Origin of the sequence: Pantanalinema rosaneae CENA516, assembly GCF_050753385.1 — a bacterium.
In the GTDB taxonomy this organism is placed as follows: domain Bacteria; phylum Cyanobacteriota; class Cyanobacteriia; order Leptolyngbyales; family Leptolyngbyaceae; genus Pantanalinema; species Pantanalinema rosaneae.
In genome coordinates, this window is the sequence record NZ_JBLZFZ010000020.1 from 1 (window position 1) to 16,333 (window position 16,333).

At 49.2% G+C, this 16,333-nt stretch carries 13 protein-coding genes; 8 read left to right on the forward strand and 5 right to left on the reverse strand.

Annotation, left to right across the window (positions count from 1 at the left end):
• Positions 1 to 1,339: protein kinase domain-containing protein (locus ACN4EK_RS13495; protein WP_431658429.1), on the reverse strand; the 1,339-nt coding region annotated here is incomplete at its 3' end.
• Positions 1,340 to 1,420: 81 nt separating this feature from the next.
• Here ACN4EK_RS13495 and ACN4EK_RS13500 point away from each other — a divergent pair.
• From ACN4EK_RS13500 to ACN4EK_RS13510, 3 genes are all read left to right on the forward strand, one after another.
• The gene (locus ACN4EK_RS13500; protein ID WP_431658430.1) at positions 1,421 to 2,452 is read left to right on the forward strand and encodes a glycosyltransferase; all 1,032 of its coding nucleotides are present in this window, start codon (positions 1,421 to 1,423) and stop codon (positions 2,450 to 2,452) included.
• Positions 2,453 to 2,689: 237 nt separating this feature from the next.
• Positions 2,690 to 3,475: a hypothetical protein gene (locus ACN4EK_RS13505; protein WP_431658432.1), complete on the forward strand. Its 786-nt coding sequence runs from the start codon at positions 2,690 to 2,692 to the stop codon at positions 3,473 to 3,475.
• A gap of 28 nt (positions 3,476 to 3,503) precedes the next feature.
• Positions 3,504 to 4,490, forward strand: a complete 987-nt coding sequence (locus tag ACN4EK_RS13510) for a Tll0287-like domain-containing protein (protein ID WP_431658433.1) — start codon at positions 3,504 to 3,506, stop codon at positions 4,488 to 4,490.
• 70 nt (positions 4,491 to 4,560) lie between these two features.
• On the opposite strand, the gene ACN4EK_RS13515 is transcribed toward ACN4EK_RS13510, so the two are convergent.
• Positions 4,561 to 6,915: a VIT domain-containing protein gene (locus tag ACN4EK_RS13515; RefSeq protein WP_431658434.1), complete on the reverse strand. Its 2,355-nt coding sequence runs from the start codon at positions 6,913 to 6,915 to the stop codon at positions 4,561 to 4,563.
• Between the two features lie 147 nt (positions 6,916 to 7,062).
• Between ACN4EK_RS13515 and ACN4EK_RS13520 the strand changes: the two genes are divergently transcribed.
• From ACN4EK_RS13520 to ACN4EK_RS13535, 4 genes are all read left to right on the forward strand, one after another.
• Entirely contained in the window at positions 7,063 to 8,136 is a 1,074-nt protein-coding gene (locus ACN4EK_RS13520) for a hypothetical protein (RefSeq protein ID WP_431658435.1), read from the forward strand.
• 47 nt (positions 8,137 to 8,183) lie between these two features.
• Entirely contained in the window at positions 8,184 to 8,885 is a 702-nt protein-coding gene (locus ACN4EK_RS13525) for a hypothetical protein (protein ID WP_431658436.1), read from the forward strand.
• A gap of 586 nt (positions 8,886 to 9,471) precedes the next feature.
• Positions 9,472 to 10,827 carry a magnesium transporter gene (gene mgtE, locus ACN4EK_RS13530; protein ID WP_431658437.1) on the forward strand — a complete coding sequence of 452 codons (1,356 nt, stop codon included), beginning with the start codon at positions 9,472 to 9,474 and terminating at the stop codon, positions 10,825 to 10,827.
• A 124-nt stretch (positions 10,828 to 10,951) separates the two neighbouring features.
• Entirely contained in the window at positions 10,952 to 11,983 is a 1,032-nt protein-coding gene (locus ACN4EK_RS13535; RefSeq protein WP_431658438.1) for an aspartate carbamoyltransferase catalytic subunit, read from the forward strand.
• Here ACN4EK_RS13535 and ACN4EK_RS13540 read toward each other — a convergent pair.
• Positions 11,912 to 12,211: a hypothetical protein gene (locus ACN4EK_RS13540; protein WP_431658440.1), complete on the reverse strand. Its 300-nt coding sequence runs from the start codon at positions 12,209 to 12,211 to the stop codon at positions 11,912 to 11,914. The genes ACN4EK_RS13535 and ACN4EK_RS13540 overlap by 72 nt on opposite strands.
• Positions 12,212 to 12,511: 300 nt before the next feature.
• On the opposite strand from ACN4EK_RS13540, the gene ACN4EK_RS13545 reads away from it, so the two are divergent.
• The gene (locus tag ACN4EK_RS13545; RefSeq protein WP_431658441.1) at positions 12,512 to 13,036 is read left to right on the forward strand and encodes a hypothetical protein; all 525 of its coding nucleotides are present in this window, start codon (positions 12,512 to 12,514) and stop codon (positions 13,034 to 13,036) included.
• An 828-nt stretch (positions 13,037 to 13,864) separates the two neighbouring features.
• Here ACN4EK_RS13545 and ACN4EK_RS13550 read toward each other — a convergent pair.
• Together ACN4EK_RS13550 and ACN4EK_RS13555 are read right to left on the reverse strand one after the other, a co-directional pair.
• Positions 13,865 to 15,304, reverse strand: a complete 1,440-nt coding sequence (locus ACN4EK_RS13550) for a DUF2079 domain-containing protein (RefSeq protein WP_431658442.1) — start codon at positions 15,302 to 15,304, stop codon at positions 13,865 to 13,867.
• On the reverse strand, positions 15,301 to 16,233 hold the full coding sequence (locus ACN4EK_RS13555) for a 2-hydroxy-3-oxopropionate reductase (RefSeq protein ID WP_431658552.1): 933 nt from the start codon (positions 16,231 to 16,233) through the stop codon (positions 15,301 to 15,303). The genes ACN4EK_RS13550 and ACN4EK_RS13555 overlap by 4 nt, the downstream gene beginning before the upstream one ends.
• Between the last annotated feature and the right edge of the window lie 100 nt (positions 16,234 to 16,333).

Genomic DNA, 16,333 nt, shown 5'->3' on the forward strand with positions numbered 1-16,333 from the left:
AGATGTGTATAAGAGACAGGGTAGGTAGGGGGGTGACGGGAGCAATGGTGGTGGGTGACGCAACGGGGGACTGTGGGGCAACGGGTTGAGGTGACGGAGATTGCGTCGGATCGGGGGGAGCGGTGGAGTCGGGAGCGATCGTGGCAGAGGGACTGGGGGTTGGGGTTGCCTGACGGACTTTAGTGGGGCGGTTTAAGGTTGCCAAACTAAAGACGATCGCCATGCCCAAACAAAACAACACTACTTGTAGGATGATTCTGGCGGAGGGGCTGGGGGTGTCGAAGGGGTGGACGGGAGGCAGTTCCAGATGGGATAGTTCTGCATTGCCGGAGGCTGGAGGGGCGACCGCTCGAGGGGGTGGGGATTTCGGAACGGCGATCGCGGTGGTTTTGGGGACGATCGTTGTTTTGGGGGCGATCGTGACGGTGGGGGTAGCCGTGGTACAGGCAGTCAGCGCTTGTAGTGCCGCATTGGCGGATGGATAGCGTTGCCGGAAATCATACCGCACCATTCTTTCCAGAATTTCCGCGAACTGGGAACTGACCTGAGCCATATCCCGCCATAATAGTTCCCCGGTTTGGGCATCTTCCTTCAGTTGACTGATGCTTAAGCCCGTCAAAGCCTGAATGCCGATGATGCCGACGGCATAGATATCACTACTCAGTCGCGGTTTACCTGCCAGTTGTTCATTGGGCATGTAGCCCTGTGAGCCAATCATCACGGTGTAGCTGGTGTGTCCCTGGGCATCAACGGTTTGTACCCGTAACTGCTTTACAGCACCAAAATCGATCAGGAAAAGTTTTTGATCGGCTTTACGTCGGATTAGATTTTCGGGTTTGATGTCGCGGTGGATAACATTATGTTGATGGACAAACACCAGGATTTCCAGGAGCTCTCGCAATAGATCGATCACCTGTGGCTCGCTCCAGCGTTTGCCCGACGTAATCTCATGGCTAAGATCATCGCCATCAATATAGTCCTGAACTAAATAAAATTCTTGATTTTCCTCAAAGTGTGCCAGCAGTTCAGGAATTTGGTCGTGAGTGCCTAGTTTATAGAGAACTTCAGCTTCCTGGTCAAAGAACCGCCGCGCCATCTCTAAACTGACTCGATCGCTTTCCTTCGGTTTAAGCTGCTTGACGACACAGAGCGGCTTACCGGGTAAATGTAAATCTTCTGCAACATACGTCTGCCCAAATCCCCCACGACTCAGGTGACGCAAGATGTGATAGCGATCGATTAGAGTTGCACCCAGCATCAGATTGTTTTTGTTTGGTGGGAGCGATGATTTGCCCTCAATTCTGACATAGCCCGATCGCGGCTTGCTAGTGTATGTCATACCACTTTGCGAAATGTTGGTTTCAGATACTTCTGAGATACATTCGGGCACATTGAGGGTACTCACGATCGTACTGTTGCCATGAAAGTATTGCTGGGTTGGGAACTGGGAGCCGGACAGGGGCATATTCAACGATTAACCGCGATCGCCCAGTCCCTTCAGAGTTATGGGTGTGTACCGATCTTTGCCCTCAAGTCCTATGCCCTGAAAGGAATGGAATTTTCCTGGCAACGGTTACTAGCGCCCCGACTGCCCTTTTCCGGTCGGACGGAGTCTTACACCTTTGCGGATATTCTGGCAACCTTCGGGTTTGACCAGCTCACCTTACTCCGTCAGCATTTAGCGGCATGGCAGGAGATTCTGACTACCGTACAACCCGATTTGATTATTACGGATCATGCACCGGGGTTAGTGTTGGCGGCTAGAGGTCGAGTTCAGACGATCGTCATCGGGAGTCACTTTGCCGTACCACCGCCTGTGGAAGAGTTTCCCCAGTTTCGGTTTCCAGCCCCATTGGAGTCGGCACAACGACAGGCACAGGTGAGTGAAACAGTGCGAGCGGTGACAGGGTTGGATGTGCCGTTAGGACAAGCATTGAATGGCGATCGCAGTTTTATCTTTAGTCTGCCGCAATTGGATTGTTACTATGCTTGGCGCACCAATCCCCAGTATGTCAGTGTGCATATTGCCCCGTTGCCACCTGGAAATACAGCGGCTAAGTCTGGAACATGGGCGTATTTAGAACAAAAATACTCTGCCTATACTTTGATTCGCGAAACGTTGCACCCCCGATGTGAGTTCAAGCCCCTGGAGGAGATGTTGCCGCAAACGAACTGGGCAATTCATCATGGGGGATTAACGACGACGATCGCCTGTTTACTGTCAGGCGTACCGCAATTGATTTTGCCGCGCCATGTGGAACAACAGTTGACTGGATATGCGTTGGCATCGTTGGGAGTGGCGCACATCATGACTAAGCCAACCTGGGAAAATCTGCTGCTGGCACAAGCGCAACAACCCCATCTGGCACACGCAGCGACTCAATTAGCTCAAGATCTATCACCCTGGAATCAGAATTTCATTGAAAAATTGGTCAAATCTCTGATTGATTGAAGAGATTTTGCTGAGCGGCTACTTTAAACTGCCAATTTTATTGGGATTCGGGCAACTTCATCTAAAGGTAAAGAATATTACATGGCTATTCTTAAACCTGAGGGTAGGAGTGCTATAAAGGATGATGCTAGATCGTCGTTTCATTCACCTTGTGATTCATTGAGAACAAAGAAAATTGCTGCCGAATAAAAATATTCGTACACCGAACTCGATTTAGCCTCAATTAGGAACTGCCCTATGCGACGGGATGTTTATATTGTTAATGATGCTGGAAGTTGGAGTGTGGTGGCGGCTGAGGCTGTAGACCAGATTATTCAGGACGATCGCACCCAAGACGACCAATTTGTTCAAAACTTTTCCGTTTGCTTAATTGGCATAGAAGGTGATGACTATAGTGTGATCCGGATTGTTGCGAATGAATCCTTAACGGAGACTGAAGCGGCTGAATGGGTGGGTAGAATTCAGTGGCGGATTAACACCACGGATGGCAGAATTCTGATTAGTGGTGGCTTTGATCCAGACTGTTTAGCGGCATGGCAGGATCAGGGGGAAACGGAATATGTTAAGGAAATTACTGTACCTCCCGGTAGTTATCAGGTAAGTTTCTACACCTATTTGCATAGTATGAATGGGGCAGTCTGGCTGAGCGATTTCTGTAAAGATCTGTCCGTCCCCAAACTGTTGTCCTGGTTCCAGCAAGATCACCCTGGGGAACCACTACCCACATGGATAGTCACGAGGCTAGAGGATGAAGATGTTCCTGATGCGCCTTCGATCGCGGCGGCAATCAAGTCTGGGCAACTCTCGATTCACCATCAGCCTGTGCATTGGATTGGTTACTTAATTCATCTAGTGCCCTTTGAACCCGGCATGACATTAGATACTCCAGAGTCGGGTTGGTTTGAGTCAAGGAGGGGAGTGAGAGTTCCAGGTCAGTGTCCTCGCGGGATTGTGACTGATTGTACTGACGATCGCCAAGTGCAACGCGATTTAGAATTTCTACTTCAATCAGCGATCGATTAAATTCAATATCTAAAAAGGGGATGGTAGTGTGCTGCAAAAATTGAAACTCGGAGTTAAATTTACATTAATCATCAGTGTCATTTTTATTGCTGGCATGTTAGCAAGTGGCTTTGTTTTATCTCATACCGCGCAGCAACAAGCAGAGAAATTGGTTGCCGACCAGGCAAAACTGATGCTGGAAACCATGAATGCCGTCCGTTTTTACACCAGCAATAATGTGCAACCTCAACTGGACACTCTCCAAGAGTCACAGCCAGAGTTTATTGCAGAGACAGTGCCAGCGTATTCGGCGCGGGTAGTGTTCGAGGATATGCGGAAGCGCGGTAACTATGAGGATTTTCTGTATAAAGAAGCAACCCTAAACCCAACTAATCCGCTCGATCGGGCAGATGAATTTGAGACTAAGGTAGTAAGAAAGTTTCGCCTGGATGCTAAGTTAACGGAGGTTCAGGGATTTCGGGAACGAACCACTGGCGGCGATTTATTTTACTTGGCGCGTCCGTTAGCCGTGACGAATCAAAGCTGTTTAGTCTGTCACAGTGTGCCCAGCGCGGCTCCCCCAAGTCTGATTAAAACCTACGGGGCTGAAAATGGCTTTGGTTGGAAACTGGGTGAAGTGATTGCCGCCCAGATGATTTATGTCCCTGCCGACATGGTGATGGCAATCTACAGGAGACAACTACTCCTGGGACTGGGAATTTTTAGCGGTATCTTTGCGTTAGTGTTGGTGATCCTCAATCGCTTACTCCAAAAAACGGTCGTCCAGCCAATTTATCCAATGGCACAGTTAGCCCAGCGCATTATCCAGCAAGATATTACGCCGGAAGAAGCAGAGCGGGAAGCGGGAAGACGTTTGGATAAAGTGGCGAAGGGAGAGAACGAGTTGAGTCAATTAGCTCGGGTATTTCAAATGATGGTGCGGGCAGTTGTTACCCGTGAACAAGCCTTAACCCAACAAATCGAATCATTAACTAATTTGTTAGATCGATCGCGGCGACTCCGCCAAGATGATTAGACGGTACGATCGCATGAAAAAACCTGGCATGGCTACCAGGTATGCTGGGATTAAGTTGGGAGACTGATGATTACGATCGCACTTGCAGGGTTAGAATCACTTGACCGGAAAGCGATCGCGGTACTACCCAGGTCAGCAACGATCGCTTGATCGCCTGAATCACATCAACATCCTGTAGTGTAGAGGCTTGCTCATCTACAACTAACTTCAGTACCCGTCCTTGTTTGACCGTGAATTCAAACACGATTAAGCCACTGAAACCAGGCTCAAATCGCAGGCTTTGGAGATGTTGAGTGAGATTTGCGATCTCGGCTTCATCTAGACCCTCAGCCCTGATTACCTGGATGATTAACGAATCGGGGCTACTCATACAGTCTGTATCCATTGCCAGCATCAACTCTGCTAAATCTGCTGCATCGGGAGCCGAGGCAGGGAAATAGGGAGAATAGACTGCCTGCCGATGACTGGCTGCGGGAGGAGATGCGGGAGCTTGGGATCGTTTGCGAGCCGGGGACATAGATATTTGCCTGACTGCCTTTGGTGCTGCCCCGGCGATCGCTCCAGATCCAAATACTCCTTCGTAACTCACGCCTTCTGGCATTTCTACGGGTACGGATACCGTGATCGATGGTGCATTCGGATCAACGCGCACATCATCACTCACCGCAACAAATGCCGTATATTGCGAGAGCAATTGATAAGTTAATGCCGTTTCTGTAACCTCTGTCACTCCTTGTTTGGTTTCCATTTGAAACATTTGATTCATCAATTCTTTAATCCGCGATCGCCCCCAGAGTTGCGCCACTGCTGGATGACCTGCCGTGTCAAAGGTGAGATCAAATTGTTGTTGATAAATGTCTCCTCCTGCGGTTGTCCCGGTAATTTGTAGGGTTCCCGGTTGGCGATCGAGCTTTCGTCCAAACAAAACTAGGGGTTGGGCGGCAAACAAATCTGGTGGATTGGCTGGATAAATTACCGGAGCATCACCATTGCCTATCCAGGTGGCTTGAATATTAGTTAGTACAGGATTGTTGATCTGTTGGAAGAATTTCTCTGCAACGGCTTTAGTGGGTTCATCCTGACGCACAACTCGACAGATGCCACGACCAACTTCCGCTAACCGTTCCAGTAAAAAGCGATTGACCGAACTACCCACACCAAAGCTATAGAAGCGGTTCCCAGTTGGTAAATCCTGCTGCACTTTTGCCAAAATTTCTGTCTCATTGCCAATGTAACCATCGGTCAGAATCACCAAGCTGCGAATTCGTCCGGCAGGAGCGGCAGGGACATTCATCACCGCTTGAATCCCATCCAGCATTTCAGTGCAACCGCAGGCTTGTAGTTGTTCAATGTAACGCAATGCCTTGGATCGGTTAGTGGCGGTATTGGTTAAGGGTATGTGCGATAGATATTCAACCGAATCGGCAAAGTTGATGATAGTAAAAGTGTCATCGGGATTTAAGCCGTTGATGAATCGCCGCATCAGTTCTTTGGATTTCGCGATCGGATCACCTGCTTGGGAACCCGATGAGTCCATCAGAAACACTAAGTCTTTCGCCACAATCTGATTTGGTTGATAGTCTACGGCGGGAATCAGGTACAGGGCAAAATGTCCACCCCGATCGTCGGTCTGCTGTAATACCGTCGCCTGGGTATGCTCACCTGCGACTTGATAGCGTAGGATCAGATCTTTATTAGGGATTGTATCTCCACCCGCTAATTGTATTTTTACGACTGAATCACCATATTCAATCTTCAGTTTATGGGAAGTGGATTCTACTGAAGTAATGGGTACTCCGGCATTAATTTCAACCGTAACGCCAATATCATGTCCAGAACGAGTCTCAGGCAGTAATACGGGGGGTGAAATTCGAGAGGCATCTGGGACGCGATCGGTATCCTGGGTGTCTGCGATCGCTGTGCCTGGAATATAACGAGGGCCAACAACCATCGGAAACACAAACTCGTAATTCCCGGCTTCAAACTTGAGGGAGTCGGTGTACCGAATCGTGACATCAATCTGCTCACCTGGACAGATATTGGCTAAAGATTGGGTAAATATATTGTCCCGTTCTTGCTCTAATAATCCCGCCGTCCGTCCTTCCCGTTTGGCTTGTTCGTAAATCTGTTGGGCTTCCTCGCGTTTCTTGATATTGCCTTTAATGGTGCGATCGCCAATTCGGATCTCCATATCATCCACAGCCGCCTGATCCGGTAAGGGAAACACATATACGGCTTCCAATGGTTTGGTAAAGGGATTGGTAAAGGTTTGGGTAACTTCGACCCGCGACAGGTTCCCGGCGATGTTAGCAGCAACTTCGGTATGGGTGAGTGGAAAGGCTTGCGGTTCACCATCGACCTGAACATACAAGCCGCCAACTTGACGGGTCGGTTGTGGGGGTGGCATGGCAGAAGTGCGTGGCATAAGCTGTTCCCAAAGGTGTGTAAGGAATTTCATTGATGAATTACTCGATTCCTGATGCACCTACCCTAACCGGATCACTGATTGGCTATCACCTAACCACGATTAGGAGTTTTGTTAGGATATTGGCTAACCTGACGGACTGAAGCCATGCCACAGACAACTGCCTCCTTTCCCCAAGCCGCCGCCGAATGGCATCTTGATACGCTATATCGGGATCTGGCGATCGCCAAGCACCAACTGACGGGCAAAGCGAAACCCTTAACGCCGCTCGAAATCTCGTGTTTGCAGGGGCTACTGTGTGGTTATGGCCCGAATGAACTGGCGGTTGAGTTGAAGCGAGAACCTCGGGGATTACGAGTCGATTTGTCCCGTGGACTATATCGGTATGTGGAGGTGTTGACTGAGCGATCGCTGAACACTCTGAAGGATTGGCGGGAAGTGGCAGAATGGCTAACTAAAGCGGGCTATCGCATCATGCAACCGACGACGACAGCGATGCCCAACCATTCCCAAATCCGGATTGTGGATGTGGCATTGGAGGGGACCGCCGCCAAACCTATCATCGATCTAAAAGTTCGCAATATCGGCAATCAAGTGGCATTTCTCAAAGCCGCTAACTTCCAGTTTCACCACGTCTGGACATTGAACAGTTGGATTATTCCGGTTTTAGAAGATAGCATGTTCGATGTGGCATTGGCGGCTCCCTGTGCGGCACCAGAAATGGTACGGAGTCGCAGTCGGCAGGTCAACCCCAGTTATAACTATAATGTCTCGTTGCCTTCAGAGGCGCGGTTAAAACCAGGGCTAACCCATACCCCTCAGCACTCCGAAGGGGGACAACCGATCCAGACAGAAACGGTCAAAGTGTCTCAATGTGTGGACTGCAACGATGTCGATCGCTTCACCTTCACCCTGGCAGCACCGTCCGGTCAGCTTTTTGTCAACCACCGCGCTCCGGAACTTATCCTCTATACCGCGTTGGTCTATCACTTTCACCTGGAACTGGTTTACAACGAAGATAACCAACAGATCTGTAGTGATGACATTGTGCTGTTATTAGACCCCAACTGGGCGGAGTCCGATCGCCAATATGTAGCTAATGCCTGGGATGCTGCTGAGTTGCAATCTTTCAGTCGATCGAACGAACAAGCGATCGCGGCAATTAACCAAATTAACGGTATTAAAAGCCCCAATTTACCCTGTCCGGAATCCCTGAAGTAACCTTGTAGTCTCACCAATCATCGTTGTTGTGTTCCAGAGCCGTAAGTATGAACAAGATCATCAAACGCATCGGGTGGATGCTAGCACTGGCTGTCATCGGCACGATCGGGATTCCCTACTACTTCTGGCGGCAAGCAACGGCACTGCCAGACTGGTATCAGCAAGACATGATTAACCCTCTTGTCATTGATCTCCATGATCCGGATGCGATCGCCCAAGCCAGACGCACTGTGGCGGATAAGATGGCGGCGGTTCAGTCCTATGCAGATGGTACGCAGGAGATTTACTTGACCGAACAGGATGTGAATGCTCTAGCGGCGGTAGAAGTCGATCGCTTGGCTAACTATACTCGTCTGACTGAAGCGATTCGTTCAGTTAACACTACCATTCGCAATGGACAGATTAAGAGTGGTGCAGTGATTAACCTGGCAAACATTCCCACGGAAGCCTTAGATTCTAACGAACAGAATCTCGTTGCTACCCTGCTCAAAACCTTTCCTGTGTTGGCTCAACGACAAGTATATGTGGGGATTGAAGGAACGCCTGCCGTAGTAGATGGACAACTGCAATTTGATCATAGTTTGCGAATCCAGGTGGGCAACTTGAGCTTGAGCGTCGCCGATATCGCTCAACAACTTGGCATTTCCGAGGCAACCCTGTGGCAGGAAATCAACCGAGAACTGGAGACATTACAGTTGAGGGAAGCGGAAATCTCCGGGAATCAAGTGCGCCTGCGTGGGGTGATCTAAAGACCGCGATCGCTGCTTCTCTGCGGTAACTCCAGATCCCTTTTCCCAACTTGGGGCTACTGTGTACACACATCTCCTCAACGACCTTAAGCTTCTGCATTCTGCCCCCCTAGCCCCCCAATTCTGGGGGGAACTCGGTGTTCAAAGTCCCCCAGAATTGGGGGATTTAGGGGGCGTAGAGAATTTAAACGAAGTCAGACTCGACTTGTGTGTACACAGTAACAGCTTGGGGAGAGGGATTTTGCTATTGCGCCATTCTTCAGAGTTGGAAATCAGGTATACAAAGGCTGAGCGATCGCCTGAAATTACGGATGAAATTGCAATCGAGCGATATTTACTACTCGTATCTACACCACTACAAGCGAATAATTCCATTAAAAAGGAATATTTGGGTATCGATCTTTACCTCAGACCGATTGTGAATTCAGCCTGCAAGCGATAGCATAGTCCTAGCGGTATTGCCAGCCGATACCGATGTTGAATTCTGCAAATTTCATGGACACCAGTCCATTACCCCACAGTACCATCCTCCCCTAGCTTGGTGAGCCTTAACCTCCCAGCGCGGGGGAGATTGAGGAGAAACAAGATGCTAACCCAGGAAGGACGTACTTCACTGTCGGCGATCGCTGACTTGAATCGGCTGAAGTTTGAACTGAGCCATTTACCGGCGGTAGACGTAGGTGACTATATTGTAGATTTGCCACCGGAACGGCGGGCGATCGCGTTTCGGCTATTAAATAAAGATCATGCGACAGATGTGTTTGAGTACCTGCCACCGGAGGTGCGGGAAGAACTGATTGGGGCTCTACACGATAGTCAGATCTGTCAGATTATTGAGTCGATGCGACCGGACGATCGCGCCGAGTTGTTTGATGAACTCCCAGCCGGAGTCGTGCGGCGATTAATTCAGGGATTAAGTCCGGTAGAACGGCAGGCAACTTCCACCATCCTGGGATATGCCGAAGGTACGGCTGGTCGGGTGATGACCACCGAGTATGTGCGGCTGCAACAGGGTTTAACGGTGGCCGAAGCCCTGAGCAAAATTCGGTTAAATGACGAAGACAAGGAAACGATTTACTACGCCTATGTCACTGACAATAATCGCAAGCTGAAGCAGGTTGTATCCTTGCGGCAATTGCTGTTTTCGTTGCCAGAAGCTTTGATTGGCGATATTGCCAGCGATCGCGTCCTCAAGGTGTACACCGAAACCCCCCAGGAAGAAGTGGCGCAATTAATGAAGCGCTATGACTTGTTGGCAGTGCCCGTGGTCGATCGTGAAGATCGGCTGGTGGGCATTGTCACGATTGATGATGTGGTGGACATTTTGGAAGAAGAAGCCACCGAGGATATCCAAAGAATTGCCGGGGTATCGGGTGGCGATGAGTCGTCGTTGTCGCATCCACTCACCAAGCTGCGGAATCGGTTGCCCTGGTTACTGGGGATTATGGCGTTGTATATTGGCGCTTCCAGTGCGATCGCGCCGTTCCAAAAAACGATCGCGATGGTGCCCGTATTAGCGGTGATCATGCCGTTGTTTTCTAACACGGGGGGAACCGTTGGGATTCAATCGCTCACGGTGACTATCCGATCTCTAGGCGTTGGTGAAGTGACTTCCCAAGATACCTTAAAGATCTTGAAAAAAGAGGTGCTGGCAGGAATGGGAACGGCACTGGCATTAGGTACGACAATGGTCGTCTTGTCCTTAATTTGGACTAAGCCGGAAGAACGTTGGGTATCTTTGATCGCTGGCGCTGTCATGGCAACCAATACCTTAGTCGCGGTGACACTGGGAACCCTGTTACCCATGGGGTTAAAGCGGCTGAAACTCGATCCAGCTTTAGTCAGTGGGCCCTTAGTGACTACAATGCTAGATACGATCGGTTTTATTCTGTTCCTGTCTCTGATTACGCTCAGCTTAAATCTGCTGAACCTACCGACCTGATCTACTTAGGAATTGTACGGGCGCGGCATTCGGCAGAGGTTTCTGGGTTAATAGTAAGGACTTGTGACCGAATGCCACGCCCCTACGCAAAATTACACCTGAATAAATCTGCAATCCTTACTGTATGACCTTTACCTGGACACGCCGCCATATTCTGTCTCTGGCTGATTTCGTTCCTGCCGAGTACGATGCGATTCTGCAAACTGCTAATAGTTTTCGGGAAGTGTTGTCTCGGCGGACGAAGAAAGTGCCTACGTTACAGGGTCAGGTGGTGACCAATCTGTTTTTTGAATCATCCACCCGCACCCGCAGTAGCTTTGAACTGGCGGCAAAACGTCTATCTGCCGATATTCTTAACTTTGCGCCAGGAACCTCTTCCCTCACCAAGGGAGAAACGATTCTGGACACCGCTAAAACCTACCTGGCTATGGGCACAGACATGATGGTGATCCGGCATCGGGAGGCGGGTGTGCCCCAAGCGATCGCGGAAGAAATGGATCGCCTGGGGGTGAAGGTCGGCGTTCTGAATGCCGGAGATGGACAACATGAACATCCCTCGCAAGCGCTGCTGGATTTATTTACGATCTGCACTCTGATTGATCCCGAACAACCCCGGTTGTCGCTACTGCAAGGGAAGAAGATCGCGATCGTTGGGGATATTCTGCATTCGCGGGTGGCGCGTTCTAATATCTGGAGTTTGACCACCAGTGGCGCTGAAGTGCATCTAGCCGCACCGCCGACGTTGTTGCCGAAGTTGTTTGAGGCGTATGTAAAGGCGGGTGAAGGAGATGGGGGAGGTCAGGCAGATGGGGAGGTTAGGAAATTAACCCGCAAGTTGTTTTTGCATTGGCAATTAGAGCCTGCCTTGCAGGATGCGGATTTTGTCATGACGTTGCGGCTACAGCGAGAACGGATGACGAACCATCTGTTGCCAAGTTTGCGGGAATATCATCAACAATTTGGTATTACTCGCGATCGCTTGAAGTTATGCAAACCGGATGTGAAGGTATTACATCCGGGTCCCGTCAATCGCGGTGTCGAAATTAGTTCGGATTTAATGGACGATCCGCAGTTCAGCTTGATTTCACAACAAGTGACAAGCGGGGTAGCGGTACGAATGGCGCTGTTGTTTCTGATGGGTGGCGGCAAGAGTTAACTCGCGATCGTCCTGATCTGGCTCTATCACTGATTCAGACGGCTTGATTACCCGCAATTCGTAGGGATAGCGAGGACGCGGATCATGGGTTAACCAGATCGGCGGCACCATCATCGGATCGTAGGCGGCGATCGTGTCACACTCCCCCGGTTGCGAGTTGAGTTCGACGATCGTTCCGGGTCGATAAGTGTAGGCTTCTTCCCAATCTAGATCAGTATCAATCGGCATGAGCAAAACCGTAGCTCTTGATACCAATTGTAGATAACCCTGCGGAAAGGAAATAGAATTTGTAACTTTAGATACATTTTTTAACTTCTCTAGAGCGCGATCGCCCCTAGACTCACCATAAATACCATCGCTGGCAGGTAATTACCCCATTATATTCTGATGGATAACACCCCGAAAGCCTGGACTTAACCGACAAAGTTTCTCTAAGGTGATCAGTCAATTAATCGAGGTAGTCATTAGAAATTTTTTCACTAAGAATCTCTAGAATGTAGTTAGGTTGTGAGTTACAAGAGTATGATAATGAAAAGTATAGTTGCAGTTCTCATTACCTTCTTAATGTTAGGTTGCAGACCGTTATATGAAACTAACAACAAATCGGACAATCTAGATGGATCATTCTTGGGACTAGAAATCAAATTGGAAAAAATAGTTTATAGAAGGGGCGAATCTGTTAGAGGATACTACGTAAACAATTCAGGAAACCCCTTATATACGACCGCTAATTGTGTTGGCAACTTTGAAGTGAAGCGTGGTGGTGAGTGGCAACCAACTAGATATTTAACATTTATCACAAAGCGTAAGGTATTTGTTACACCTTCAAAGGAAAAGGTGAATTGTACGCCCTGCAAAAATGATGGTGGATTTGCTCCTATAGAAGCAGGTGAATTTAAGCCCCTCCGTCTGTCAGATTCAGAAATAACAGGTGGTGTAGATGATGGTGACATAACAAAGCAGACATATAGAATTGTTGCATTTGTTGCACCTCGAGAAAGTTGTGATGCTGTTACAAAAGTAGTTTCTAATGAAATTCGTTTCACTCCGTAGTGTTGGTCAAGGAGAAATATCGTTCCTCTTAAGCGGGAAATGGTTTTGTCCTAGAATCTTATGAAGATGGATAAATCAGAAATGGAAGATGATTTACGGACAGAGTATGACTTGACAAGCCTCCGAGTCAGAAGGTTAGGTCCTGGAAGGAAAAGTTTTGGTGGAGCCACAGTACGGTTAGAACCTGATGTCGCAGAGATATTTCCTAGTGCTGATGCTGTTAATGAGGCACTACGATTCTTGATTAGAGTGATGCGAAATAATCAGGAAATCGTTCCAACGGCACAGGCTAACAATTCAAATGTAGCGGACGATTGATAGCCATTGATCGGGGCTAAGCTCAAAGTTGTCTGCCACTGCTGATTTGAATCGTATATAGCTTTGGCTATTAGTGGGATGTAAACTAAAGTTCCTTTGGGCTGGTCAATGAAACTATCCTAAAGTGAAGATTCCCGATCGATGGTCGAACCAATTAATTTTTCGATCGCGGTATTGCATGGTCAATCAAGCACACAGACAAGACATCTTGATTCATGTTGCTAACAGAGCCAACGAATACAGTGTTAGGTTAATTCTCAAAGTTGACAAGCCATAACTCGGTATCGTTGCTGCGAAAATGCCTGGTGGCGGCATCACGTATCCGTAGATCCTGAAAATTAATTGAATCAATGCAGTGGCGAATGGCATCGTTTCTATTTTTGACTGCGTCGTTTCTATCTTTAAATGCATCGACTCTATGGTTGACTGCATTGATAGTATCGAAAACCGAATCGGTGGGATGGTTTAAAGCATCCTTTTAACTAGAATCCTGATGGATTGCCGACTCAATCAAGCTTTGCGGGTAAATAAATAGACTTCATCCTGCTGATAGGTTGCTTGGAAGGTAGAATCTTGGGTTAACCGATCGACAATTTGTGTGATTGTGGCACGATCGCTTGCCCAACCGGGATGTCGAGCATTCAGTAATACATAATCGAATTCGGCTAAATCACGGGATTGTGACCCGGTAACGGCTAGTTTGACGATCGGGCGATGGGTTAGATGGGGAGCAATTTGGGAGACAGTGAGCACCCTGCCCTGGGCGGGAATTTGGCTTAACGCGGTGCGGGTCGCTTGCCAGGTATCTAAGCCTCTTAAGTAAAGGGTGCCAAAGTAACTATATTTCGCTAACGCCAAAAATCCTACCAGGGCACAGAGGATAATGCCCCGTCGTTGTTGCACCCAGCCTTGCTGATGGGCTAGAGCTGCCACGATCGCTATAAACAAAAACGGCAGGATTGGTAAGGAATATTGTGTGGTCAGGTTTTTAGCCGCAAACATTGTACTGAGGAGGTTCAATGCTAGAGCAGGGAGAGCGGCAATCAGAGGAGTCAGATATCGAAACGATAAGCCCCACAGCACCGGGATAAACAGTAATGCCAGGTATTCTAAATTCGCCAGGGTAAACAAGTGACTCAGCACTAAGCCCGGTTGCAGCACCAGATTTTTGGCAATTTCTGTCACCGAACTGCCCAGGTATTGATAATGCGCGATCGCGGAAACCTGGGAACCCTTATCTGCCCGAAAGTAGGGAATGATTACCTGGGTTGCCAACAGAAACCAACTGATGCCAGTTACCAGGGCGATCGCTCCCATGATCCGCGTCCGCGATCGAATGGGAGCCTCAGCCGATCTGGTTTCAAATAGCCATAGCCAAATACCTAACCCCACGATCGTTAGTGACAATACGGCTTTGCATCCTAGAACGACTCCGATCGCCGCACAAAACCAGCCGATTTTGCCCGATCGAGCGGCTAAAACAGCACTGAATAAAGCGGGGACTGCCAACACTTCGGGGTGGAAGTCGAATGAGTTGATATTGAAAACTAAGGGATACAGGAGATAGGCGGTCGTGATCGCGGTGGCAACAGTCGGTTTCAGTCCGGCTTGTCGTGCCAGATGCCAGAGGGGAATTGCGGCGAGGGATAAGGCGATCGCTTGGACAGCGAGTAACCAATGCACCGCCGGATAAATTTTATACAGTAGCGCCAGAGGATAGAGCATCCAGGCGGCATGGTCGCCCAAAACATGAAAGCCACCGAAGGAGACGATCGGGACTTGTCCCTGGCTGATCAGATACACCGCTTGATCAAACCAGCCCAGATCTAAGGCATTGGATTGAAATAGGGCATGTTTGAGGCTGCTACAGACAAATAGGATCAGGGTGTAGACCGCGATCGTCCAGCCTAATGTGCCGAGCCGCAAAGATTTGGGGATTAAGTGATTCACTCCAAGCCTGCCAAAGATTCGTACAGGGTGACTAGCGAAATATAGTCTAATTCGCCGTTGCCCTGAGCTAACAACGCATCCATTAACGCCGGAACCTGGCTAGTCCCAAATAACGGTAATTGCAGCTCTCGCAGGGTTTGCAGCACAATATTGATGTCTTTGCGGAATAGATTTAACTTAAATCCGGGCTGGAAATTCCCATCCAACATCCGTTGTCCATGCACATCCAGCACCCGACTTTGGGCAAATCCTCCCAGTAATGCTTCCCGTACCTTGGCGGGATCAACGCCAGATTTCTTGGCTAAGGTCAGGGCTTCAGCCACCGCCTGAACAGTTAACGCCACCACAATTTGGTTACAGGCTTTCGTCACCTGTCCGGCTCCCGCCTCACCCACATGCACAATATTTTTGCCCATCGTTTGCAGAATCGGGAGCGCTCGTTGAAAGGCTGAGGCATCCCCTCCGACCATAATCGACAAGGTTCCCTGTTGGGCACCGATATCCCCCCCAGAGACGGGAGCATCGAGGGCAGCGACTCCTTTAGCTTGTAAGGCGGTATAGACCTGACGCGAGGTAGCCGGGGCGATCGTGGACATGTCGATATACAACATGCCCGATCGCACTCCTTCGATCAAGCCATTGCTTCCCAGCACCACGGCTTCCACATCCGGAGAATCAGAAACACAGGTGATTACCACATCGGTCTGTTCAGCAACAGCTTTGGGGGACTCTGCCAACGTGGCTCCGGCGGCTCCTAACGCCTCCATTGCCGGACGACTGCGGTTATATACCACCAGGGGATAGCCTGCCTGCATGATGTTCCGCGCCATCGGCTGTCCCATGATCCCCAGTCCAATAAATCCAATCCGTTCCATACCCGATCGCCTGCCTGCCTTAAAGGAGTTGGTTGTTGGTGATCTTACCTTCAGAACTGGGGTGAAGAATGTTTAAGTCTGCGGCATGATGAGAGGGGACACGGAGCCAGTATTCTGGAGAAATGTCCGTGAACCTTTGGCAGTAAATATTTCT